Genomic DNA, 23712 nt, shown 5'->3' on the forward strand with positions numbered 1-23712 from the left:
CGAGCGTTTTTCACTTTGAAAAGGAAACAAGAAATGACAGAGAAACATTGAAAACGAATATACGTTCGTGTATAGTGGATTTAGATAATACTCCCCATAAAAGAAGGTTGAAATGATGGCTGAAGCACTTAAAAATATTTATAATGAAGCTTTTATTGAAAGGTTAATTTTTGCTATAGAACAGGAATACCCTTTATTTGATTCCGAACAGTTCCGGGTCCTTTTTTTTGAAGATGGCTGGGAGGATTTAGCTTTAAAGCAGCGGATGAGAAAGATTACAGTGGTCTTGAAACATTCTCTGCCTGATGACTATGAAGAAGCTCTCCGGATATTATATAAAATTGCACCGCAGTTTAGCGGCCTTGGAGGCATCATTTTCCCCGATTACGTTGAACAATATGGTCTGCAGAATTGGGAAAAATCCATGCATGCGCTAGCTTACTTCACAGAATTTTCTACATCAGAATTTGCAGTCCGCCCCTTTTTACTAAAAGATCCAAATCGCATGCTTGACCAAATGCTGACGTGGTCCACTCATTCAAATGAGCACATAAGAAGACTTGCGAGCGAAGGGAGCAGACCAAGACTTCCTTGGGGAACAGCGGTTCCTTCAATAAAAGAAGATCCGCAGCAAACATTGCCGATTTTAGAAAACCTGAAAAATGATGAGTCGCTGTATGTCCGCAAAAGTGTTGCCAATCATTTAAATGATATATCTTATACCCACGCTCACATTGTATTAAAAATTGCGAAAGAATGGAGCGGAAAGAATAAAAAGACGGATTGGATCATCAAACATGCCTGCCGCTCATTAATGAAAAAAGGAAACCGAGAAGCCCTTGCCTTATTTGGATATGCCGATGACAGTCGAATAACAATTGATTGCCTAACTCTCCATCCTGATGCAATCCAGATTGGAGACAGCATTCAAATGACATTTGAACTTTCATCGGAAAGCACGATTTCTGTGAGAGTTGAATACGCAATTGATTATGTGAAAGCCAGAGGACAGCGTAACAGAAAGGTTTTTATGCTGAAAACAGCCATCCTGAAGCAGGGAGAAAACCACATCATCTCAAAAACTCATCATTTTAAGGACTTAACAACAAGAAAGCATTATCAAGGAATACATACGCTGTCGATTATAGTGAATGGTGTGGTAAAAGCGGAGAAGGATTTTATGGTTAGATAATATCGATAAATAAGGTTGTTGCCTGCAAAAACAAGAACGATTTTTGGCAATAAATGAAGTAATTATAGTAAAAAAGGAACTTGTATGGACTGTGTTATTTGTAATATGCAGTAAAGACCGCAATTCATAAAAGAAATGAATGCGGTCTTTACGTTGTTTCCATATTTTTAAAAGTGTACTCTATTCGAGATTGGCATGTTTGCCATACATTTTAGCAGAGTCTAATCCTTTTTTTTCCATGAAACGCAAGATCAATGCATCATAAAATAATAACATCGTTTGCTCAAAAAGGGACCCCATTGGTTGTATGGTCTTATAGTCACTTTCAGATTGATCTTTCGGTGATCCAGGCAATTTAATGATAATATCAGCTAATTTTCCAATCGTGGAGTCAGGGGAAATCGTTACAGCTGCGACCGTCCCACCTAAACTTTTTGCTTTTTCAGCGATAGAAACCAAGGTTTTCGTTTCACCTGAACCTGAACCGATGATCAACAAATCATCTTTTTCTAAATTTGCTGTTACAGTTTCACCGATTACATAAGCATCGATCCCCATGTGCATCATTCTCATCACGAAAGATTTGCCCATAAATCCAGATCTGCCCGCACCTGCAACAAAGATTTTTTTGGATTCCATAATCTTATTAACCAACTTCTCTGCTTTTTCGTCAGAGATTAAGTCGACGGTCCGACTTAATTCTTGAACGACTTCAGCTAAATATTGAGTAGTTTTCATAGCTATAATTAACCTTGTTTAATCAATTCTTGCATTTTAGCTGCAACTGCTTTTTTATCTTCTTTGCTTGTGATACCGCCACCTACGATGACAAGATCTGGTTGTACTTTAATCACATCTGGAAGTGTTTCTAATTTGATTCCGCCTGCAATAGCCGTTTTCGCATTTTTTACAACGCTCTTAATGGTTGCAAGGTCTTCGAAAGAATTTTTTCCTACAGCTTGAAGGTCATAACCTGTGTGAACGCAGATATAATCTACTCCTAGTTCATCCAGTTCTTTCGCACGACCTTTAATGTCTTTAACTGCGATCATATCAGCAAGGATTTGTTTACCTTGTTTTTTTGCTTCTTCTACAGCACCTTTAATGGACTCGTCTTCAGCTGTACCAAGAATGGTGATGATGTCAGCGCCTGCTGCAGATGCTTGGCTAACTTCATATCCAGCCGCATCCATGATTTTAAGATCAGCTAACACAGTTAAGTTAGGGAAGGCAGCTTTAACTTCCTTTACTGCTTTAAGGCCTTCATTAATCACAACCGGCGTGCCGATTTCTACAACATCTATATGATTTTCCACTTCTTTCACTAATTCAATAGCTCCTGGAATATCTACAAGATCTAATGCTAATTGTAATTTCATTTATCACTCGCTCCTTAAATAATAGTATAAATGTACTGTAAGTTTTCTTTTGTACAGTGTTAGTATTTACAATTAATAGCTATTTACTAACGGTAAGATACTCAGTATACTGATTAAGTTACTAAATTAAAAGTATGCACTTTTTTTTCATATAGTATCAAAAAGTATACTACGGGGAAAAATAAGAATTGGAGGTGAAATGAATGCCGAATCTTGGGGGAAAAGTGTTTAATTGTGAAAAAGAATTGACTCTTTCGATTATTGGCGGAAAATGGAAAATGTTGGTATTGTGGCATCTGGGAAAAGAAGGAACCAAACGTTTTGGTGAACTAAAGACCCTCATGCCTGGTATCACTCAAAGAATGCTTGTTAATCAATTGCGTGAACTTGAAGACCATTTGATTGTTCATCGTGAAGTCTATCCTGTCGTTCCGCCAAAAGTTGAATATTCACTCACTGAGTATGGAAAAAGTCTGATGCCTATTCTAGAAGCTATGTATGACTGGGGTAAAGGTTATATTGAGAATGTATTGGAAAAAGAAACAGAAAACAAATCGCCTTTTTAGTAAAAAAAAGACTGTCTCCTAGGGGTTTGAACAAACCACGGTTAGCTATCTTAATAAAGATACTGTCCGTGGTTTTTTTATCTCCACGCATTTATAAGGTTGAAAACACAACATTTAATAAAAGAATCAGTTACTAAAAAGCCAAGGGCAGCGAATTTTCTATAGTCGCTGTCCTTGGCTTTTTACTCTTGATATTGGATTCAAGTTTATAGTGTTATTTTTAACACTATGTTATACCAATGTACCTATATGTTAATAAAGTGCGTACTTTCAAAAGGATAACATACGTAATATACTGATTTTGCTCAAGTAATAGCGAGCTTAAAGAATACTACCAAACCTTAAGAGAATAATACTACAAGTATGGTGAGATGAAGTGAAACTTCATTAAATAATTTATACATGTTGTTGCTTTTTACCAAAGGAGAGATCCGCATGGGAAAGTTCAAAAATAAGCAGCGAAAAGTTTGTGAAAGATGTCTAACCATCACCATAAATAATGAAACCTGTCCAAAATGTGGACAATCTCAATTAAGAGAGATCATTATTACCGGACAAGCTGGGAGAAATAAACGAATCTTACATCCAAAAGCAGGATAACGCAATAGCGAAAATCCTTGTTGTTTTGTAGAGAATACGAAGAAAATCAGACATTTTTCTATTTAATAATGCTTTGAAAAAGGGGAGGAATGAAAAGTGGATTCTATGACGTTTGTCCTATTTGGGGCAACTGGGGATTTAGCTAAGCGAAAAATCTACCCTGCCTTGTTTAATTTATATTTGAATCAAAAATTACCAGATTCTTTTTTGATCATTGGTGTAGGAATAGGCGAAATATCTGATGTTGATTTTCAAAACCATGTAACAGACTCGCTTTACACTTTTTCTAGACACTTGATAAATGATAAATCCGAAAAACAAGAGTTTGTAAAGGCATTTCGTTATTGTCAGTTAGATTTCATGAATGCTGAAGGGTATAAGAAGTTAGTTGATGTCGTTCAGCAAAATGAAAAAGACCAGAGTATTGAAGAGAATCGAATGTTTTATCTTTCTGTTGCTCCTGAATTCTTTGATGTAATTGCTTTAAACATAAAGAAGAGTGGCTTAAGTTCGACAAAGGGATGGAAACGATTGATTATCGAAAAACCATTTGGATATGACTTAAAATCTGCTGAAGATTTAAACGGAAAATTAAGCAAAGCTTTTGAAGAAGACGAAATTTTTCGGATTGACCATTATCTCGGAAAACCAATGGTGCAAAACCTTGAAGCCTTGGAATTTGCCAATCCTGTACTGCAATCACTTTGGAACAATCGGTTTATTGCCAATGTGCAAATTACGGCTAGTGAAACGGTTGGTGTAGAGGAGAGAGCAGGTTATTATGACCAAGCAGGCGCTATTCGTGATATGGTTCAAAATCATATGCTACAGCTGTTGATGATGACAGCCATGCATCTCCCAAAACAGATTAGTGCAAAAGATATCCTTCATGAGAAAAGAAAAGTTATGGAATCTCTGAGACCATTACAGAAAAATACTGTAGGTATTCACGTCATTCGTGGCCAATATGAATCAGGTGAAATAAACGGTACACCAGTAGTCAGATACTTAGAAGAACCTGGCGTTGCTGCTTCTTCTAAAAACGATACATTCATTGCTGCTCGTCTATGGATTGATAATTCCTTTTGGGACGGGGTACCATTCTATATCCGGACAGGAAAAAGAATGACGGAAAAATTAACGCGGATTGTGATTGAATTCAAAAACCCATTAAAGAATTTGTATACCAATGAAATCCAAAATGCTGAACCCAATCTATTGGTTATTAATGTAAGTCCAAATGAAGGTGTTTCGTTGCAGTTAAATAGTAAAAACCCGATAAATGGAAAATTAGAACCTATTGTTGTTGATTTTTCAGCGAATAAAAAAGACGTGCCCGAAGCATATGAACTCTTAATATTTGATGCTCTGCGTGGAGATTCTACCTTCTTTGCTCATTGGAACGAAGTGAAATTATCTTGGAAATGGGTTCAGCCTATTTTAGAGACATTTGAGGAAAATAGTGTTCCACTTCATTCATATCAATCTGGCTCGATGGGACCAGAAGCTGCTCATCGATTATTGGAAGAGGATGGTTATAGATGGTGGTAAAAGAATTATGATTATACTTTGAATCCATTACGCTATAGATGAAAAATTCAAAAAATATAGAAATACTCAAGGAGGAGTAATGATGAAGGTCGGATTAATTGGATTAGGAAAAATGGGTCTAAACTTAGGAAAGAACTTAATTGACCATAAACATGATGTAGTAGCATTTGATCTAAATACAAATGCTGTTGAAGAAATTAAGAAATACGGGGCTGAAGGTACATCTAGCTTACAAGATCTTGTTCAATCCATAGAAAAGCCACGAGTTGTTTGGATAATGGTCCCACACTCCGTCGTTGATTCCGTTATTAGCGAAATCACGCCATTTCTAAGTGAGGGAGATGTCGTCATTGAAGCTGGTAATTCACATTATAAGGAATCCATTCGTCGTTACGAACAGTTGAAGAAAGTTGGAGTGAGCTATATGGATGCAGGTACTTCTGGGGGAATGGAAGGTGCCCGCTATGGTGCTTGTTATATGATTGGTGGAGATCCTGAAGCGTGGAGCATTGTCGAGCCGATTTTTAGAGATACAGCTGTAGAGAATGGGTATTTATATGCTGGAAAAGCAGGCAGTGGTCACTTCCTAAAAATGATTCACAATGGAATTGAATACGGAATGATGGCTGCGATTGGAGAAGGATTTGAAGTATTAGAAAAAAGTGAATTCGATTTTGATTATGAAAAGGTAGCAAAAGTTTGGAATAATGGTTCGGTTATTCGTTCTTGGCTCATGGATTTAACAGAACACGCGTTTTCTAAAGATGCAAAATTAGATGAAATTAAAGGCATTATGCATTCATCTGGTGAAGGGAAATGGACAGTAGAAACAGCATTGGATCTTCAAGCTGCTACCCCTGTTATTGCTATGTCTTTATTAATGCGTTATCGTTCCTTAGACAATGATACCTTTACAGGTAAAGTGGTTGCTGCTTTGCGAAACGAATTTGGTGGACATGCTGTGGAAAAAAAATAAGAATAGAAGCATATATAAAGGAGAAATTTATATGACCATTTCATTTGACTTTTCGAACGCATTATCTTTCATGAAAGAGAGTGAGGTAAATCATTTAGGTGAATTTGTACGAGTTTCTCATGGTTATCTTCATGAAAAGAAAGGTCCCGGATCGAATTATCTTGGGTGGGTTGATTTACCTTTAAACTATGATAAAGATGAATTCGTGCGCATTAAGCAAGCTGCAAAGAAAATTCAAAATCAATCAGATGCTTTGATTGTGATTGGCATCGGCGGTTCGTATTTGGGTGCAAGATCAGCTATAGAAGCTTTGTCCCATAGCTTTCATAACCAAATGAATGATAGGACAAAAGTGTATTTTGCCGGTCACAATATCAGTTCTACTTATATATCTCATTTATTTGAACTATTAGAGGGGAAAGATATCTCTGTTAACGTCATTTCCAAATCAGGAACAACGACAGAGCCAGCCCTTGCTTTCCGTATTTTTCGTGACTATATGGAGAAAAAATACGGAAAAGAAGAGGCGAGAAAACGTATTTTTGCCACTACAGATCAGGAAAAAGGCGTATTAAAAAAGCTCGCAGACAAAGAAGGATATGAAACGTTTGTCATTCCAGATGATGTAGGTGGAAGGTATTCTGTGCTAACAGCAGTTGGTCTCTTACCAATTGCCGTAGCAGGACTTGATATTGATCGTATGATGGAAGGGGCAGCAGCAGCAGCCCATAAATACAACAATCCTGATTTATTGACAAATGAGAGCTATCAGTATGCTGCGGTCCGAAATGTACTTTACAATAAGGGAAAAGCAATTGAAGTGCTTGTTAACTATGAGCCCTCCCTTCACTACGTATCGGAATGGTGGAAGCAGCTGTTTGGGGAAAGTGAAGGAAAAGATCAAAAGGGGCTTTTCCCTGCGTCCGTCGATTTTTCAACGGATTTGCATTCCATGGGACAATATGTACAAGAAGGTCGGCGAAACCTTTTAGAAACGGTTTTACAGATTAAGAACCCTCGAATTGAAGTGACTATTCAGGAGGATCCAGAAAATATTGATGGATTAAACTTCCTGGCTGGTAAGACGATGGATGAAGTCAACAAAAGGGCATTTCAGGGTACCCTTATTGCCCATATAGATGGAGAAGTACCTAATCTCGTGATTGAACTGGATGAAATGAATGAATACACTTACGGTGAGTTGGTTTACTTTTTTGAGAAGGCATGTGGAATTAGCGGCCATCTATTAGGAGTTAACCCATTTGACCAGCCAGGAGTAGAAGCATACAAAAAGAATATGTTTGCTTTACTTGACAAACCTGGTTTTGAAGTTGAAAAAGCTACTCTCATGGAGCGTTTATCAAAATAATTATATCTGATTGGTTTTGTATTAATATAAAGATTGTTACCAAAAACCATATTTTTTGTAACAACGTTTATGAGACTGATGCTTGATATTACAAATTTTACAGGTTACCAAAAGTTTTACCAAAAAACAAAATGAAGCCTCTTGTACAATTAGATTATAAAATTTTCATTATGATAATCGGTTATATTCGAGTTTCGACAGATGACCAAAATTTAGACCGACAAATTATATTACTTTCTGAGTACAGCTGTTAAAAAATGGTTCAAGAGAAATTTACCGGGACTACAAAGAATAGAGATGGACTTAACTGATTACTAGATGTCATATAGTGTAGCACCTCATTCATTCAATGGTTTTTTTACACGGAGGGGATTTTTCATGGCAAAAAAAGGACAAAAATTTCGAGCATATCCAGAGGAATTTAAGGTTAAAGCAGTATTAGAGTATGTAAATAGTTCGGAAATCTATCAGGCTGTTTCAGACAAACTGAGTATGCTTCACTCAAGCCAATTAAAAGTATGGGTGAAAAAGTGGAAGATCAGCGAGTCTTTTAATGAGAGAGGGACGGGTGGCTCAAAGCCTTTATGTTTTATACTAAAGGATAAGATTAATAGTTAATAATAACAAAATGATGTTTTAAAGACTAACCAAAAGACCGCAAAGTTTCTTTAGAATCTCTGCGGTCTTTTGGTTATTACATTCTTAGGAAAATCTTTTATTCAAGATTGGCATGTCTGCCATACATCTTATTGGTATCTAATTCCTTTTTCTCCATGAATCTCAAGATGACGGCATCATAAAAAAGTAATAGGGTCTGCTCAAATAGTGAGCCCATTGGCTGGATGGTTTTATAATCGCCCTCTGATTGGTCTTTCGGTGATCCAGGCAACTTATTAATGGTGACATCTGCTAACTGTCCAATAGTGGAATCAGAGAATATCGTGACAGTTGCAATTTTACCACCAATGCTTTTTGCTTTTTCAGCCATGGAGACTAAGCTTTTGTTTCCCCGGATCCGATGATTAAGATATCCTCTTTTTCAAAGTTGGGAGTTACCGTTTCACCAATTACATAAGAATCAATTCCCATATGCATCATCCGCATGGAGAAGGATTTGCCCATGAATCCTGATCTGCCTGCACCGGCGACAAAAAGCTTTTTCGATTCAAGTATCCCGTTGACGAGTTTTTCAGCTTCTTCATTTGCGATTAAGTCAGCTGAATGATTAAGCTCTTTTAAGTTTTCTACTAAATATTGTGTCGTCTACATCTTAGGATTAACCTGCTGTAACCGTTTGTTCTTTGATCATTTGTTGCATTTTGGCAGCAGCAGCTTTTATATCTGCTTGTCCAGTAATCCCGCCTCCTACAATGACAAGGTCTGGATTTACTTTAATGACTTCTGGAAGTGTTTCTAGTTTAATGCCGCCAGCGATGGCCGTTTTAGCGTTTTTAACCACACTTTTGATGGTTTGTAGATCTTCAAAAGAATTTTTTCCGACTGCTTGAAGATCGTAGCCCGTGTGAACACAAATATAATCCACGCCCATAGCATCCACTTCTTTAGCACGTCCAGCAAGGTCTTTTACCGCTATCATATCGACAAGGATTTTTTTACCTTGTTTTTTCGCTTCTTCTACAGCACCTTTAATCGACATATCTTCCGCCGTTCCAAGAATAGTGATGATATCAGCACCTGCTTCGGAAGCTTTCATCACTTCATATCCAGCAGCATCCATAATTTTCAGGTCTGCTAATACTTTTAAGTTAGGGAATGCTTCTTTTACTGCCTTTACAGCATGAAGACCTTCGTTGATCACAACCGGTGTTCCGATTTCTACTATATCAATATGCTCCTCTACTTCTTTTACCAATTCGATTGCTTCTGGAATGTTGACTAAATCTAATGCTAATTGTAACTCCATCTATGTTTCACTCCTCAATTTTTTAGTTTGTTGCACAGTAGTAATAATGCCCATTGCTCACTTTCATTTCACATGGCAACTGTAACCAATGCTCTTGTTAACAATGGTACAGTGTTAGTATAGTATGTATATTAAAATTATATAAGTACGCACTTTATTTTTACATAGTGTTAAATAGTATACTATTTGTTATTCAATATAGAAGTGGAGATGAAACAAATGTCACGTATGCAGGACAAAATGTTTAACTGTGAAAATGAATTAACCCTTTATGTTATTGGCGGTAAATGGAAAATACTGAAGTTGTGACACTTAGGAAAAGAGGGAATGCAGCGATTTGGTGAGCTGAAACAGTAATCGATTCCATGTATTGAAGGGGTAAAAACGATATGGATAATGTGATGGATACACCTATAAATAAAACTACATCTAATTAAAGAGAATGGTTTCATGAAGAAGAGAGTAGAACCACAAACTCAACAGGAAATGTATGTAGGCATTTTAATCAATCTTGACAATTTTATCTGTAACATTTAGTATTACAGTGCGTTAATTCATCATTTAAAATTAATACAAGGACTAATTACAAGGAGGCAGGCCATGAATAGTGATTTTACTCTTGCCGTTCATAGTTTAACATTTCTTGCTTTACAGCATGACCGAATGTCAACAAGTGATGCTATTTCTGATAGTGCTGGTGTCCACCCGGTTCGTATTCGTAAAGTGCTAAGCTTGTTAAAAAAACATGGATTTATTCATTCAAAAGAAGGAACAGGCGGCGGGTTTATTTTTGCACTAGATGTAAGTGAAGTGAATCTTTGGGATATATATAAGATTACTTCTGAAGGTGCCCTTCAGCCTAAATGTCCTGAATCAAATAAGAAATGTATTGTCGGCAAAAACATGCAACATGTCCTTTTTACAATTTTTACAGGTGCAGAAGAACATTTTGGTACGTTTTTGAAGGCTTATACGATAAAAGAAGTTGTGGACCTAATTAATCAAGAATCATAAGTGGCTGCAAAGGATTAATCTTCGCAGACTTCTTTTTTTTTGATATAAATGTAATAAAAATAATTACAGTTATATACGACTGATCTATCTTCTTATACTTTATCTATAAAAGAGATGGATGTTCATATTTAAAAATCTAAAATCATGTAAGAAGGTTAAAAAACATGTCATTAAATAATCATTCCATATTTAAAACAGGTGATTGGATTAAAGGAAATTTACAGGATGGAGAAATAATCATTGGTTATATCGAAGCACTGGATTTAAAGAATGGAACAGTAAAGGTAACTGTCATTAAAAGTGAAGCTGTTGAAACAATTGGTAAAAAAATATCCATTTCAAGTAAACATGTTAAGAGATTGTCGATTTCTAAAGTGGTAAACAAGGAACAAATTCTCTTTCTGATTGATTTGGCATTATCAACTGGTGATGAGGACTGGTTTATCGACCTTTCTGCAAAGTTAAACTCAATGAGGAAAAAAGATGCAAGCGGGATTCATCGGGGCAGGTAAAATGGGTATTAAATGCTGGAGAAGCAGGCAGCGGTCATTTCTTAAAAATGATCCACAATGGAATAGTATTCTGTAGGAATCCAAGGCTTTATAAATAAGCCTTGGTTCTTCTCTAATAAGGACTAAACCCCAGTGTTTTTCACATTTAAATCAGTGAATTGCTTCATCCAAATTTCCACATAAATTCATCAATTCTAGAACATGATTTTATTTTAATTGACCACTAAAATGGTTCTAGTTAATATATATGTAATTTCCCACTGAATGGAGGGGTAAAAGATTGAGGCTGTTATTAATTGAAGATGAGCCAGATTCCTTAATGGGAATGAAAAAGGCTATTGATTCTCAAAATGTTGAAGTAGAATTGCATACTTCAAATAATGCGGAAGATGCAAGAGAGGTGATTTTTAAACATTATCCTGAACTAATTATTACTGATATTATGCTTCCTGGTATATCTGGTCTTGATTTAGTTGAAGAGGTTGTAAATAGTGACTACCAGCCAAAGGTCATAATTGTAAGCGGTTTCGATGATTTTGATTATGCACGGAGAAGTATACGGTTCGGTGCTGTTGATTATTTATTAAAACCATATAGCACTAAGGAGTTTACAGAAAAAGTAAACAGGACTCTTTCAATGATAAAAGAGGAAAAAGAACACCTTCAGTATACTGAGCAGCAGAAGTCATTTGAAGAGATGGGAACACGTTCTATGAGGGATAGCTATTTAGTGGAATTTTGTTTAAAAAGAACACCTCTTGAGGAACATCTCTACCATAGACTGTGTTTATGGAATCTTGATTGGATAGCGAATAAATCCTTCTCACTCCTTATTTTTGATGTAAAGGGCTATCCTGACGGGAAACCTTTTACAGAAGAAAATCACTTAAATACTTTTGTGATAGGAAATATTATGCAAGATGTTATCCGAGATCACATGCACTCACTCCTTTTTAAAGACCCTAAAAATAGATGGGTATTATTAACAAGTATTGAAGATCCTGAGAAAATAGCTAGGTCCATTCACAAAACGGTAAAGGAATATCAAAATATCGTGTTAGCAATAGGCATTAGCACAAAAGTATCGTCATTTGAGGAGATGCATGCAGCTTACAGCTCTACACTAAAAGAATTTCAAATAAGCTCTTTAACGAATCGAAAGGACTTTGCAAAAACTGATCATCTGATGTCTACAGATCTTACCGCTGCCAGCCATTTAGCATCATTAGTAATAAATAGGGATGAAGATAGCATTCGCCAAGTGTTAAAGGTTTTCTTTCAACAGGTCATATTACTTGATGGTCTTTCATCAAGAGACGATATCACACGAAAAACATTAAATTACTTGTCACAAATCCTTGCAAGTATAAGTGAACAAACCTCAAAGGAGCTTAAAGATATTCCAATGAGTGTTTGGGAAAAGGTTGATGAATGTTCCACATTAGAAGAATATGAAGAGGTTTTATCTGAGTATTTAACGAGTGTGGGTCATGAGGTTTCAACACATGCTGCCAATTCAATCATTGAAAGAGCCATTCAAATGATTCATGCTAGTTACATGGAGGATTTGAGCTTGCAAATAATCGCAGACAAGCTATCCTTACATCCAGTTTGGCTAAGTCAGTTGTTTAAAAAAGAAACGGGACAAACATATATGGATTTTTTAACAGAGACGAGGATTAACAAAGCGAAAACACTCCTAAGAGAAACAAGTATGAAAGTATATGAGATTGCGGAATCTGTAGGCTATCATAATCTACAGCATTTCGGTACTATTTTTAAAAAAAGAACAAGTCAAACACCCAAAGAGTATAGGTACGGAAAATGAAATTTAGAAGGGTGAAAATAGAAGATAATTTATTTAACAAAATGTTTGTCTTTATTGCCTTATCCATCATTATTCCGTTAGCAATGTTAGGTTATTTATCATATGATCGATCTAAGTCTCAATTAGAAACGGTTACCTCTAAGCTTCTCCAAGACAATATAGAATTAAATAAAAAACAGGTTAATCGTTTATTAAAGGATGCAGAAGTTGAATCAGAAAAAATGGTGACATCTATCCAGTTACAGAAGCTATTGCAAAGTCATCCGCCAAGATCTTATGAAGAAGAAAAAGTTTTTATCGATCGGATCAGTCAACTTATTGCCCAGTTAAAAGGGACGTACGGAGTATATGTCTTACCAAAACAAATGAAGTATTATCCAAATTATTTGGAGCTAATAAATGGAAATGATTTTAAGCCAAGTACGGAATTGATGTTAAAAGCCTTTGATTTGAAAGAAAAAGGGGTTTGGTACCATTATTGGGATGAATCTTCAAAGAAGCCAGTTCTTACTTATATAAGAGCGGTTCGTTCATCCTATTATTACGAACCACTTGGTGTGATTGTTTTAAAAATTCCTGATTCATTTGTTCGAGAGGAATTAACCTTCCCTTCTTCTTTTAAAAACTATAAAACATTAATTGTTGATCAAGATAATAACATTATTTCAAATGAAAACTCAATGCTTTATAATGAAAAATTTGTACCAGAAGAGGATTGGAATACAGCTGAAACTCAATTAAATAAACAGGGATGGAAACTAATCACTGCCCTGCCAAACAAAGAGATTACTGGAAATATTGAACAAATAAAAAACTTTACTTTGTGGATTGTAATGATCAGTATATTCATTATTTCGACCTATCTTGTTATTATTGTTCGTAATTTTACATTACCCATTAAGGATCTCGTTTCACATATGGAAAAAGTACGAAGTGGAGTATTGAAGCATTTCAAAATGGAAAGGTCCAGAAAAGATGAGATTGGTCAGCTTGTAGGCGGGTTTAACCAAATGATTACTGGAATGTCTGAACTTATTGTACAAACAAAAAAGATGGAATCAGATAAGCGGAATTTTGAGCTTCAAACATTACATCATCAAATAAATCCACATTTTTTCTATAATACATTAGATGCAATTAAGTGGAGAGCAGAAAAGGCAGATGAAAAAAATATTGCACTAATGGTAACGAAATTAGCTAACTTACTTCGATTCAGTTTAAATAATAATAACGAGTGGACAACGGTTGAAAGAGAAATTGAACATGCTAAGAATTATTTAGACATTGTAAAGCTAAGAAGTAATCGTTCATTTAAGGTATTTGTTCAGGTAGATCCAACGATTTTAAAATTAAAAGTAATTAAGTTAATCCTTCAGCCAATTGTAGAAAATTGTATTAAGCATGGAATTAGTAACTTGCCAGAAGGTAAGGGGAAAATTCTGTTAACAGTTAAACGCATTGAACAGGACATCATCTTTATGATTGAAGATAATGGACCAGGATTGGATAGTAACAAATCGGACAAAAAAAATTCAAATCATGTGCATCATGGAATTGGATTAGTAAATGTTCATAAACGACTATCACTACATTTTGGAACTGAGTATGGAATAAAAGTTGATGAAGAGCATCATGGAGGCTTTAGAGTGATCGTGCGGCATCCAGTACATGAGGAAGCAAAGGGGGGAGATACTTGACTAAGCATTATACTCTCTTGATTTTTATTATTGTGAATTCTATTATTTTAACCGCTTGCAGTCAACAATTAAGAAAGCAAGAAGAGGCTATAGAAGAAAATAAAGAAGTCGAAGTGAAAGAACAGATATCCTTAAATGGTGTTTTTCTTAATACGACATGGGGAGAGGTAACTCAAAAGTTAGCGGAAGAATATGAGAACGAAACAGGAGTTTCTGTCAATATCGAGTTAGTTGGGCGTGACATGATTTTTCAAAAATTAGCTCTTTCGATCGCTGGTCATGCTAATTATGACCTTTTTAATGTTGATTACAACTGGGTGCCGGAACTAGTCTCTACAAATAGCTTACTGCCCTTAGAAACATATATAGAAAAAAACAAAGTAGATACGGAAGATTTTTTGCCAAGAGCACTAGCTCTTACACAATGGAATGGAGAAAACGGTGGATATGGTGAGGGCGGCAATATCTATGGATTGCCACAGACGATACACCCTCATATCCTTTGGTACCGATCCGATTTATTTGAGGATGAAAAACTGAAATCAGAGTTTAAAGAGATATATGGGTATGACTTATCTCCACCCAAAAAAATGCAGCAATTTCGTGATATGGCTAAATTTTTTAATGGAAAAATGGTGAACGGGAAAAAGATTTATGGCTGGGCTGGACAAGCTAGTGAAGGGTTCGGCAATGTGCATACATGGTTAACATTTGTCTATTCTAACGGAGGAGATGTCATTGATTGGAATAAGATGACCTCATCATTAACAACTCCAGAAGTTATAGAGGCGACAAAAACGTGGATTGACCTGCTGCAATTCTCTCCTCCAGGTATAAATGATTATACCTTTTCAGAAGTATCAGCTGATGCTTCTGAAGGAAACGTTGCAATGGCTATTCACTGGTCTTGGGCAGCTTACAAGGTAGACGATCGTGCCTATTCTAGTACTGTTGGCCAATGGGAATTTGTCCAAACGCCTGCAATGAAAGCATCTGTTCCACATCTTGCTGGCTGGTCAATTGTTATTCCTAGAACGTCAAAGTATCCAGAAGAAGCGTTTAAATTTATGGTTTGGTTAGAAAGTAAACAAAATGATGTCAGACAAGCTCAGATGGGTGGGGGAGATCCAGTCCGATTCTCTTCCTATTTAGTTCCAACTCTTAAGCAAGTGGAAGTTGCGGGTACTGATGTTAAGAAATTTCGCCGATATGAAGCAGTAAATGAAGCAATGAAGACGGCAAAAGCCCGTCCATTTTTCCCGCAGGAAGAACAATGGGAGAGTGTTGTAACCGGTTATTTACACGATGCCCAACTTGGGGAAATGTCAGTTGAAGAAGCTTTAACGAAGGCTGATGAAGCTGTAAATAATTTGTTGAGATAACTAAAATATTTCCTTGACCCTCAGATCTCTGAGGGGTTTTTGTTGTTTCAAACCTATCATTTCCAACCGAGAAAGTTAAACACTACACTAAAAATGCATGGTGAAAAATTAATTTAACCATGTATTTTCAATTTTCAATAACCGGTAAGATATAACTAAGAAGTAAACAAGCAATACTTGTCTTCAATACAAAAATGATTGCGTTTACAATTTCACATTAATAAGTTAATAGAAAAGAGAGTCTTAGATGGTTAGAATCGTAGATGTTGCAAAGAAGGCAAATGTTTCTACTGCTACAGTCTCTAGAGTCATAAGTAAGCCGGATACTGTAAGAGAGGAAACAATTAACAAGGTATTAAGAGCCATAAAAGAATTAAACTACCATCCAAATGTTTTAGCTCGTCAGCTAAGGACATCAGAAACAAAAACAGTGATTGTAGTGATTCCAGATATATCTAATCCTTTCTTTTCAAAGGTTCTTCGAGGAATAGAAAATCTTGCATCAGCTAATGGATATCAAGTTTTACTTGGTGATGCTGGGAATGATAGTGAACAGGAAAGTCGGTATTTAGATATGCTCCGTCAGAAAAAAGCAGACGGTATGATCTTATTAACAGCAAAGATGAAAGCAGAGATTGTCGAAGAAATGGCAAATGAATTTCCTGTAGTACTTGCCTGTGAATATATTGAAGGCTCTTCTATTCCAACCATTTCAATTGACAATGTCAGCAGTGCAAGAAAGGCAACAGACTATTTAATTCAGTTAGGACACCGAAGAATAGGAACTATTTCTGGGCCGCTTGATAGTGTATTAGGACAAGATCGATTAAAGGGTTTTTACCAGGCGATGGCAAGGCATAGCTTATCAATAGATCCAGTACTAGTACAAGAAGGTCATTTTAATTATGAAAGCGGATTTAATTTAATGAAGAAGTTTGTAGCGCTCAATAGAATGCCAACCGGAGTATTTGCAGCGAATGATGAAATGGCTTTGGGTGCCATTAGAGCCATAAGAACAATGAACCTTAGAGTACCTGAGGACATCTCGGTTATTGGATTCGATGATATTCATTTTTCGTCTATTTTCGAGCCTGCTTTGACCACAATCTCACAACCAGCTTTTGAAATAGGTTCTAAAGCGATGGAACTATTAATCATGCTAATGGATAAAATGAAAATCGAGAAAAATCAATATATTTTAGATGACAGTCTTGTCATAAGAGAATCGTGCTCAAAGATCAATAAATCCTTACACCCTTAATGTAATCGATTACAAATACCAGTTCACTCATAACTTTTAAACTCAGTAAAAAGGGATGAAAAGTCTGTTTTTATAAAGAAAATGTAATGGATTACAAAATTAAGAAAAAAATTAGATTTCATTCATTTTCTCTATAAGTTAAGAAGCGCTAAAATATAGCTTCGAATTGCGGTTTATTTGTAAACGATTACAAACTTCTGCCAAAAGAACTTTAAAGGAGGTGGTTGTAAAAAAACGTTAGTTGTACCATACAAAAGATTAAACTGCATGAAAAATTTGGGGTTAATGAAATGAAAAAGAATTTATTACTTTCCGTATTATTGCTACTAGTTTTTAGCGTGATAATCGGATGTGGAAATAAGGAAGAAGCGCAGACAACGGAAGAAAGCACAGAAAAAAATGAAAACTACCTCTCTGAATCAGGTCCACTAACAATAAATCCTGAGATTCCAGATATAGAAGTTCTAGATAAAGGACCAAATGGAGAACAAGCCGTTTCTGCAAAGTCTTTGCAGTTAACCGAAGAAGAGCTTCAAAAAATTAAGGATGGTAATTATAAAGCAGCCATTGTTATGCACTATTCAGGTACAGATTATATGAATGCGGCAGTTGGAGCGATGCAAGATACATTTGAAAAGATGGGAATTGAAGTTGTAGCTGTAACAGATGCACAATTTAAGGCTGAGAAACAAGTAAACGATATTGAAACAGTTTTAGCGAAAGATCCAGATATCATGATTTCTGTTCCTGTTGATGCAGTATCAACTGCACCAGCTTATAAAAAAGCAGTAGAACAAGCCGTTAAGCTAGTTTTCATGGATGGAGCAGCAGAAGGTCTTGAAGCAGAGAAGGATTACATCAGTATTGTTTCAGGTGACAACTATGGAAACGGTGCTCTAGCAGCGGACATTATGGCAGAAAAAATTGGTGGTAAAGGGAAAGTTGGTATCGTTTATCACGATGTTAACTTCTTTGTAACCAAAAATCGATCAGATGCATTTGAAGCAACAATCAAAGAGAAATACCCTGACATTGAAATCGTGGCACAAGGTGGAATAACGGACCCGAATAAAGGAGAAGAAGTTGCTTCAACGATGCTGACAAGAAACCCAGACATCGACGGTATTTTCGCTCCTTGGGATATACCAGCTGAGGGTGTTATGGCAGCGGCTCGTACAGCAGGAAGAGATGACTTAGTTGTGACAACAGTTGATTTAGGTACAAATGTAGCGATTTCAATCGCATCTGATGGAATCGTTCTGGACTAGGTGCTCAATTACCTTATGATCAAGGTGTAGCACAAGCCATTCTTTCAGGATATGCCCTATTAAGTAAAGAAGCTCCGCCTTATGTTGCTTCTCCTGCTATCGAAGTAACAAAAGAAAATGTTCTTGATGCCTGGAAATTAATTTATGGAGCGGAAGCTCCTTCTTCAGTGCAAGATGCATGGAAATAACAGATTAGTAACAAGTGTATAGAGACTATCAATTTCTTATAGCCTCTATAACCAAAGGAAGGTGAACAAACAATGGATCAACCTATTCTTGAAATGAAGAATATAAATAAAGCGTTTAATGGTATTACGGTCCTAAACCAGGTCAACTTTTCAGTGAAAAAAGGAGAAGTACATGCCTTAATGGGTGGGAATGGTGCAGGAAAATCAACATTAATGAAAATCCTTACTGGCGTTTATACAGCAGATAGTGGAGACATTTTAATTGAAGGAAAACCTGTAAGCATTAAAAGCTTTGATGACGCAAAGGCAAATAAGATCTCAATGATCTTCCAAGAGTTTAGCTTAGTACCAACCCTTACAGTTGCCCAAAATATCTTTTTAACGAGAGAAGATAAGACATCACTTGGGCTTTTAAATGATAAGGAATGTGAAAAGAAAACAGAGGTTCTATTAAAGGAACTTGGGGTTGATATCAGACCATCTGATGTTGTTCAAAATCTAGGAGTTGGCTATTGGCAAATGACTGAGATTGCAAAAGCTCTATCTCAGGAAGCGAAAATATTGATTATGGATGAGCCGACCTCTTCGTTAACTCAAACGGAAACGGAAGTATTATTCAAATTCATCAATCAATTAAAAGCAAAGGGTTATGCGATTATTTATATTTCTCACAGAATGGATGAGATTTTCGAAATTTGTGATCGCATCACGATCTTGCGTGATGGTCAATATATTACAACCGAGGATTGCAGTGAAACTGATCTTGATACAGTTATTCAGCATATTGTAGGACAAGAATTTGACCAAGCCTTTGAATATCAGGAGAGGGAATACTCGAAAGATGCACCGCCGATTTTTGAGGTGAAAAATGTAAGCGCTGGAGATAAGGTTCAAAATATTAATCTTAAAATACAACCTGGAGAAATAGTAGGAATTGCTGGATTGATGGGTAGTGGCCGAACGGAATTAGTTCGTTGCTTATTTGGAATTGACTCAATAGACAGTGGTGAAATTTACGTTGATGGTCAAAAACGTTCAATTAATTCGGCTAAGGATGCAATAGACTCAGGGATTGCATTAATTCCCGAGGATCGACGTGTGCAAGGATTGGTTCTAGAACATAGTGTGAAAGACAATATGATTCTACCAATCTTATCTAAAGTGAACAAAGGATTGTTTATTGATAACAAAAAAGCAAATGAAATAAGCAATCAACTTGTCAAAAAGTTAAATGTTAAAACGGATGATATCTTTAAAAAATCTGGCCTATTGTCAGGTGGAAATCAGCAAAAAATTGTTCTTGCAAAATGGTTAGCAAATAACCCAACCGTTTTATTGCTTGATGAACCAACAATTGGTGTAGACATTGGAGCAAAAACAGAAATTATCGACATTATTAGAGAATTAGCTATTAGCGGCAAGGCCATACTTGTCATTTCATCAGAAATCCCTGAACTTCTTGCTATGAGTGATCGTGTTCTTGTGATGCATCAAGGCAAGATAAAAAAGGAACTACAACGAACTGAGATTAAATCGGAGGAGGATTTACAATATGCAATCCAAGGTTTCTAAAGTAGAAAAACCAGCAATACCTATGTTTAAGAAATTTGAATGGCGTAACTATATCGTCTATTTTGCCTTCGTAGGAGTGTTAATCTACTTTTCTATCAATTTATATGATGAAGGGTTTTTATCTTCAAGCAATCTATTAAACATTGTGAGACAAACAGCAACCATTTCTTTAATAGCACTTGCAATGACATTTGTTATCAGTACAGGTGAAATTGATCTTTCCGTTGGTTCGATAGCCGCTTTATCTTCATTAGTTGGGGCATTAGCGCTACAGGCAGGCTACGGTATCATTGGCGGATTAATCGGTGGTGTTGGTACAGGTATTGTTGTTGGCCTAATTAACGGTTTACTCGTTACAAAAGTAGCAATTCCATCCTTCCTAGTAACACTAGGGACAATGGGAGCGATAAAAGGTGTTGCGATGTGGGTAACAGATACAGCTCCAGTTCCAATTGTTAACTCAAACTTCAACTTTATCTTTGGTTCTGGTGATATTGGGCCAATTCCGGTATTACTTTTATGGACTGTTGTCTTTACAATCATTGCTCATGTTTTACTGCGTAAGACGTCTTTTGGAAGACAAGTATTAGCAACTGGCGGTAATGAAAGCGCTGCACGTTTCTCAGGTGTAAAGACGATGAAAATTAAGTTGCTCGTTTTCTTAGGAACAGGTGCAATGGCTGGTTTAGCTGGATTACTTTATGCAGGCCGTATGAACGCAGGAAGATTTTCATTCGGTGAAGGAGATGAGCTTTCTGTTATTGCTGCTGTCATTTTAGGGGGAACAAGTCTTTTTGGTGGAGTCGGGACAATTATTGGAACACTCATAGGATCCTTAATGATTGGGACAATTAATAATGGACTTATCATTATGGGGCTGGATGTTAGTCAGCAAATGATTATAAAAGGAATCATCATCATTTTAGCTGTAGCTTTCGGTAAAAAAGCAATTAAGAGATAAATAGAGAAAAGAAATCATCAAGAAGAAATGACAGAACAGGAGGATGAAACATGGAAAAAATAAAGGTCGGGATTATTGGTACAGGTTTTATTGGGCCAACTCATATCGAAGCAATTAGAAGACTTGGATTTGTAGAAGTGGTAGCTTTAGCAGAAACAAGCCAGGAGCAAGCGGAAACAAAAGCTGCTGAACTTGGTATTCCACTTGCTTATGGAGATTACCGCGTAATGCTTAAAAATGATGAGATCCATGTTGTGCATAATTGTACGCCAAATCATGTTCACTTTGCGATAAATAAGGACATCATTTTAGCCGGTAAACATGTGATATCTGAAAAGCCGTTAGCAATGAACAGCGAAGAGTCAGCTGAATTGTTGGCACTAGCTAAAACAAAAGATGTTGTTCATGGAGTGAATTTCAATTATAGACAGCATGCAAGTGTCCAAAATTTACGTGCGATGATTTCAAACGGAGATCTAGGAAAAGTCAACTTGGTGCACGGAAGCTATCTACAAGATTGGTTATTATATGAAACGGATTTTAACTGGAGACTAGCACCAGAGGTAGGGGGGGAATCCCGCGCTATTGCAGATATCGGCTCACATTGGTGTGACACTGTTCAATATGTAACAGGGAAAAAAATCGTAGAAGTTTTTGCTGACCTTGCCACGGTTATCCCTGTAAGAAAGAAAGCAACGTCTGGCAGTAATACTTTCAGCACAGTCAATCATGAGGAGCAGGAGTATGAGGATGTTGCCATCAATACAGAGGATTATGCATCAGTACTTGTTCGTTTTGAGGATGGCTCAAGAGGTGTTTTCACCGTTTCACAAGTAAGTGCGGGAAGAAAAAATAGACTGAGTTTTGAAATAGATGGTAGTAAGAGTTCAGTATTTTGGAATCAAGAGGAACCGGAAAAATTGTGGATTGGCCACCGCGATAAACCAAACGAAATTCTATTAGCAGATCCGAGCTTATTCTCGGCAGAAGCAAAATCGGCCATTCATCATCCGGGTGGACATAATGAAGGCTGGCCTGATGCATTAAAAAATATGATGCTAAACTTCTATACGTTTATTAGAGAAGAAAATAGTCTTAAAACAGATAAGCCTAACTTTGCCACATTTCAAGATGGTCACTTATCAATGTGTATTACTGATGCTATCTTAGAAAGTCACCAACAGCAGAAATGGGTGAAGGTCAAGCAAGAAAAGGAGGTCTACTCGTGAAACTAGGTGTTTTTACACCACTTTATCAAAACCTCCCGTTTGAAAAGATGCTAGATAAAGTGAAGGAAATGGGATTAGAAACAGTTGAGCTTGGAACAGGAAATTATCCTGGTAACCATCACTGTGATCCAGATGAATTACTTCAATCACCTGAAAAAGCAAAGTCGTTCATGAGAGCGATTGAAAGCAGAGGATTATCCATTAGTGGACTTAGTTTCCATGGGAATCCTTTGCACCCTAATAAGAAGTTAGCCAATGATTCTCATGAGGTGTGGAGAAAAACAGTTCTTCTAGCTGAAAAATTAGAAATACCTGTTGTAAATGGATTTTCCGGATGTCCTGGAGATCATAATGAAGCAAAAAATCCAAACTGGGTAACATGCTCGTGGCCGCCCGAATTTACAGAGGTTTTAAACTGGCAGTGGGATGAAGTGGTGATTCCTTACTGGAAGGAAGAAGCGAAGTTTGCCAGATCACGTGGTATTCAAGTTGCTTTTGAAATGCATCCTGGATTTGTCGTTTATAACCCTGAAACATTGCTAAAGTTACGAGAACATGCAGGGGATAACATCGGAGCAAATTTTGATCCAAGTCATTTAGTTTGGCAAGGAATCGATCCAATTGCAGCGATTAAAAAGCTTGGACGAGAAAATGCGATCTTTCATTTCCATGCAAAGGACACCTATTTGGATAAAGAAAACATAAAAGTAAACGGTGTATTAGATACGAAGCACTACAGTGAGATTTTAGATCGATCATGGACATTCCGATCAGTTGGATATGGACATGATGAGAAATTATGGAAAGACATGATTAGTACATTGCGAGCAGTTGGTTATGATTACGTGATCTCAATTGAGCATGAAGATATGCTGGCTTCGACTGATGAAGGTCTAAAAAAAGCAATCTCTCTATTAAAAAGAGCCATGTTTAAAGAAGAGCTAACTGAAATGTGGTGGGCTTAATTAAAGCAAACAATTCAACAATGGAGGTGAACAACAATGTCAATGAGGGCCGTTTTTTCCCAGGAGATAAAAAGTAGAAATTCGGGAGGTGGATAGTACTATGTAAATCCAGAACAGCCAAATACGTTTGTTTTTGTAGAGCAGTGGAAGGATCAAACTGCTATTCAGATACATGAAGAAACGTTCCATTTTAAAGGATTTGTAAGCAAGGTTGACAAGTTTTTATATGAACAGTTGCAGGCAGAGTTGTTCGAGGCGTCGATTCTGTATTAATTCAA

At 36.5% G+C, this 23712-nt stretch carries 21 protein-coding genes and 4 pseudogenes; 21 read left to right on the top strand and 4 right to left on the bottom strand.

What is annotated here, in order from left to right:
- Positions 1-115 precede the first annotated feature (115 nt).
- Positions 116-1192 carry a DNA alkylation repair protein gene (locus E2R53_RS04635; protein WP_133311151.1) on the top strand — a complete coding sequence of 359 codons (1077 nt, stop codon included), beginning with the start codon at positions 116-118 and terminating at the stop codon, positions 1190-1192.
- Between the two features lie 180 nt (positions 1193-1372).
- On the opposite strand, the gene hxlB (E2R53_RS04640) is transcribed toward E2R53_RS04635, so the two are convergent.
- Positions 1373-1930, bottom strand: a complete 558-nt coding sequence (gene hxlB / locus E2R53_RS04640; protein ID WP_133310613.1) for a 6-phospho-3-hexuloisomerase — start codon at positions 1928-1930, stop codon at positions 1373-1375.
- Between the two features lie 8 nt (positions 1931-1938).
- The gene (hxlA, locus tag E2R53_RS04645) at positions 1939-2571 is read right to left on the bottom strand and encodes a 3-hexulose-6-phosphate synthase (RefSeq protein WP_133310614.1); all 633 of its coding nucleotides are present in this window, start codon (positions 2569-2571) and stop codon (positions 1939-1941) included.
- A gap of 203 nt (positions 2572-2774) precedes the next feature.
- Here hxlA (E2R53_RS04645) and E2R53_RS04650 point away from each other — a divergent pair, with 203 nt between their 5' ends.
- The 7 genes and pseudogenes from E2R53_RS04650 (at position 2775) to E2R53_RS04675 (ending at position 8251) form a co-directional block, all read left to right on the top strand.
- Complete coding sequence (locus E2R53_RS04650) at positions 2775-3137, top strand: winged helix-turn-helix transcriptional regulator (protein ID WP_133310615.1); 363 nt, start codon at positions 2775-2777, stop codon at positions 3135-3137.
- Between the two features lie 435 nt (positions 3138-3572).
- Positions 3573-3737, top strand: coding sequence for a hypothetical protein (locus E2R53_RS23110; RefSeq protein WP_165970891.1), 165 nt, complete (start codon positions 3573-3575; stop codon positions 3735-3737).
- 96 nt (positions 3738-3833) lie between these two features.
- On the top strand, positions 3834-5288 hold the full coding sequence (zwf, locus tag E2R53_RS04655; protein WP_133310616.1) for a glucose-6-phosphate dehydrogenase: 1455 nt from the start codon (positions 3834-3836) through the stop codon (positions 5286-5288).
- 82 nt (positions 5289-5370) lie between these two features.
- Positions 5371-6264: a phosphogluconate dehydrogenase (NAD(+)-dependent, decarboxylating) gene (gene gnd / locus E2R53_RS04660; RefSeq protein WP_133311152.1), complete on the top strand. Its 894-nt coding sequence runs from the start codon at positions 5371-5373 to the stop codon at positions 6262-6264.
- A gap of 31 nt (positions 6265-6295) precedes the next feature.
- A complete protein-coding gene (locus tag E2R53_RS04665) occupies positions 6296-7633 on the top strand; it encodes a glucose-6-phosphate isomerase (protein ID WP_133310617.1) in 1338 nt (445 codons plus the stop codon).
- Between the two features lie 170 nt (positions 7634-7803).
- Positions 7804-7884 (top strand): annotated as a pseudogene (locus E2R53_RS23830) (recombinase family protein); the annotation flags it as partial.
- Between the two features lie 127 nt (positions 7885-8011).
- A complete protein-coding gene (locus E2R53_RS04675; protein WP_133310618.1) occupies positions 8012-8251 on the top strand; it encodes a transposase in 240 nt (79 codons plus the stop codon).
- 97 nt (positions 8252-8348) lie between these two features.
- Here the strand turns inward: E2R53_RS04675 and hxlB (E2R53_RS04680) are convergent.
- A pseudogene (gene hxlB / locus E2R53_RS04680) lies at positions 8349-8842 on the bottom strand (6-phospho-3-hexuloisomerase).
- 67 nt (positions 8843-8909) lie between these two features.
- Positions 8910-9557, bottom strand: a complete 648-nt coding sequence (gene hxlA, locus E2R53_RS04685; RefSeq protein WP_070875631.1) for a 3-hexulose-6-phosphate synthase — start codon at positions 9555-9557, stop codon at positions 8910-8912.
- Between the two features lie 219 nt (positions 9558-9776).
- On the opposite strand from hxlA (E2R53_RS04685), the pseudogene E2R53_RS04690 reads away from it, so the two are divergent.
- The 13 genes and pseudogenes from E2R53_RS04690 to E2R53_RS23750 form a co-directional block, all read left to right on the top strand.
- Positions 9777-9863, top strand: a pseudogene (locus tag E2R53_RS04690) (HxlR family transcriptional regulator); the annotation flags it as partial.
- Positions 9864-10157: 294 nt separating this feature from the next.
- Positions 10158-10571 carry an RrF2 family transcriptional regulator gene (locus E2R53_RS04695; protein ID WP_133310619.1) on the top strand — a complete coding sequence of 138 codons (414 nt, stop codon included), beginning with the start codon at positions 10158-10160 and terminating at the stop codon, positions 10569-10571.
- A 164-nt stretch (positions 10572-10735) separates the two neighbouring features.
- Positions 10736-11083, top strand: coding sequence for an IDEAL domain-containing protein (locus E2R53_RS04700; RefSeq protein ID WP_133310620.1), 348 nt, complete (start codon positions 10736-10738; stop codon positions 11081-11083).
- 280 nt (positions 11084-11363) lie between these two features.
- Positions 11364-12911, top strand: coding sequence for a response regulator transcription factor (locus tag E2R53_RS04705; RefSeq protein WP_133310621.1), 1548 nt, complete (start codon positions 11364-11366; stop codon positions 12909-12911).
- An 11-nt stretch (positions 12912-12922) separates the two neighbouring features.
- Positions 12923-14608 (top strand): sensor histidine kinase, encoded by a 1686-nt coding sequence (locus E2R53_RS04710; RefSeq protein ID WP_165970892.1) that lies wholly within the window; start codon positions 12923-12925, stop codon positions 14606-14608.
- A complete protein-coding gene (locus E2R53_RS04715) occupies positions 14605-15990 on the top strand; it encodes an ABC transporter substrate-binding protein (protein ID WP_133310623.1) in 1386 nt (461 codons plus the stop codon). Before E2R53_RS04710 ends, E2R53_RS04715 begins: the two co-directional genes overlap by 4 nt.
- Positions 15991-16237: 247 nt before the next feature.
- Complete coding sequence (locus E2R53_RS04720) at positions 16238-17251, top strand: LacI family DNA-binding transcriptional regulator (RefSeq protein WP_133310624.1); 1014 nt, start codon at positions 16238-16240, stop codon at positions 17249-17251.
- Positions 17252-17541: 290 nt separating this feature from the next.
- Entirely contained in the window at positions 17542-18519 is a 978-nt protein-coding gene (locus tag E2R53_RS04725) for a substrate-binding domain-containing protein (RefSeq protein ID WP_353653473.1), read from the top strand.
- Between the two features lie 260 nt (positions 18520-18779).
- Complete coding sequence (locus E2R53_RS04730) at positions 18780-20279, top strand: sugar ABC transporter ATP-binding protein (protein ID WP_133310625.1); 1500 nt, start codon at positions 18780-18782, stop codon at positions 20277-20279.
- Entirely contained in the window at positions 20260-21240 is a 981-nt protein-coding gene (locus E2R53_RS04735; protein ID WP_133310626.1) for an ABC transporter permease, read from the top strand. The genes E2R53_RS04730 and E2R53_RS04735 overlap by 20 nt, the downstream gene beginning before the upstream one ends.
- A gap of 50 nt (positions 21241-21290) precedes the next feature.
- Positions 21291-22469, top strand: coding sequence for a Gfo/Idh/MocA family protein (locus tag E2R53_RS04740; RefSeq protein ID WP_133310627.1), 1179 nt, complete (start codon positions 21291-21293; stop codon positions 22467-22469).
- Positions 22466-23434 (top strand): sugar phosphate isomerase/epimerase family protein, encoded by a 969-nt coding sequence (locus E2R53_RS04745; RefSeq protein WP_133310628.1) that lies wholly within the window; start codon positions 22466-22468, stop codon positions 23432-23434. The genes E2R53_RS04740 and E2R53_RS04745 overlap by 4 nt, the downstream gene beginning before the upstream one ends.
- A 111-nt stretch (positions 23435-23545) precedes the next feature.
- Positions 23546-23707: pseudogene (locus E2R53_RS23750) on the top strand (putative quinol monooxygenase); the annotation flags it as partial.
- Between the last annotated feature and the right edge of the window lie 5 nt (positions 23708-23712).

This window comes from Peribacillus frigoritolerans (genome assembly GCF_004358755.1).
In the GTDB taxonomy this organism is placed as follows: domain Bacteria; phylum Bacillota; class Bacilli; order Bacillales; family Bacillaceae; genus Bacillus_P.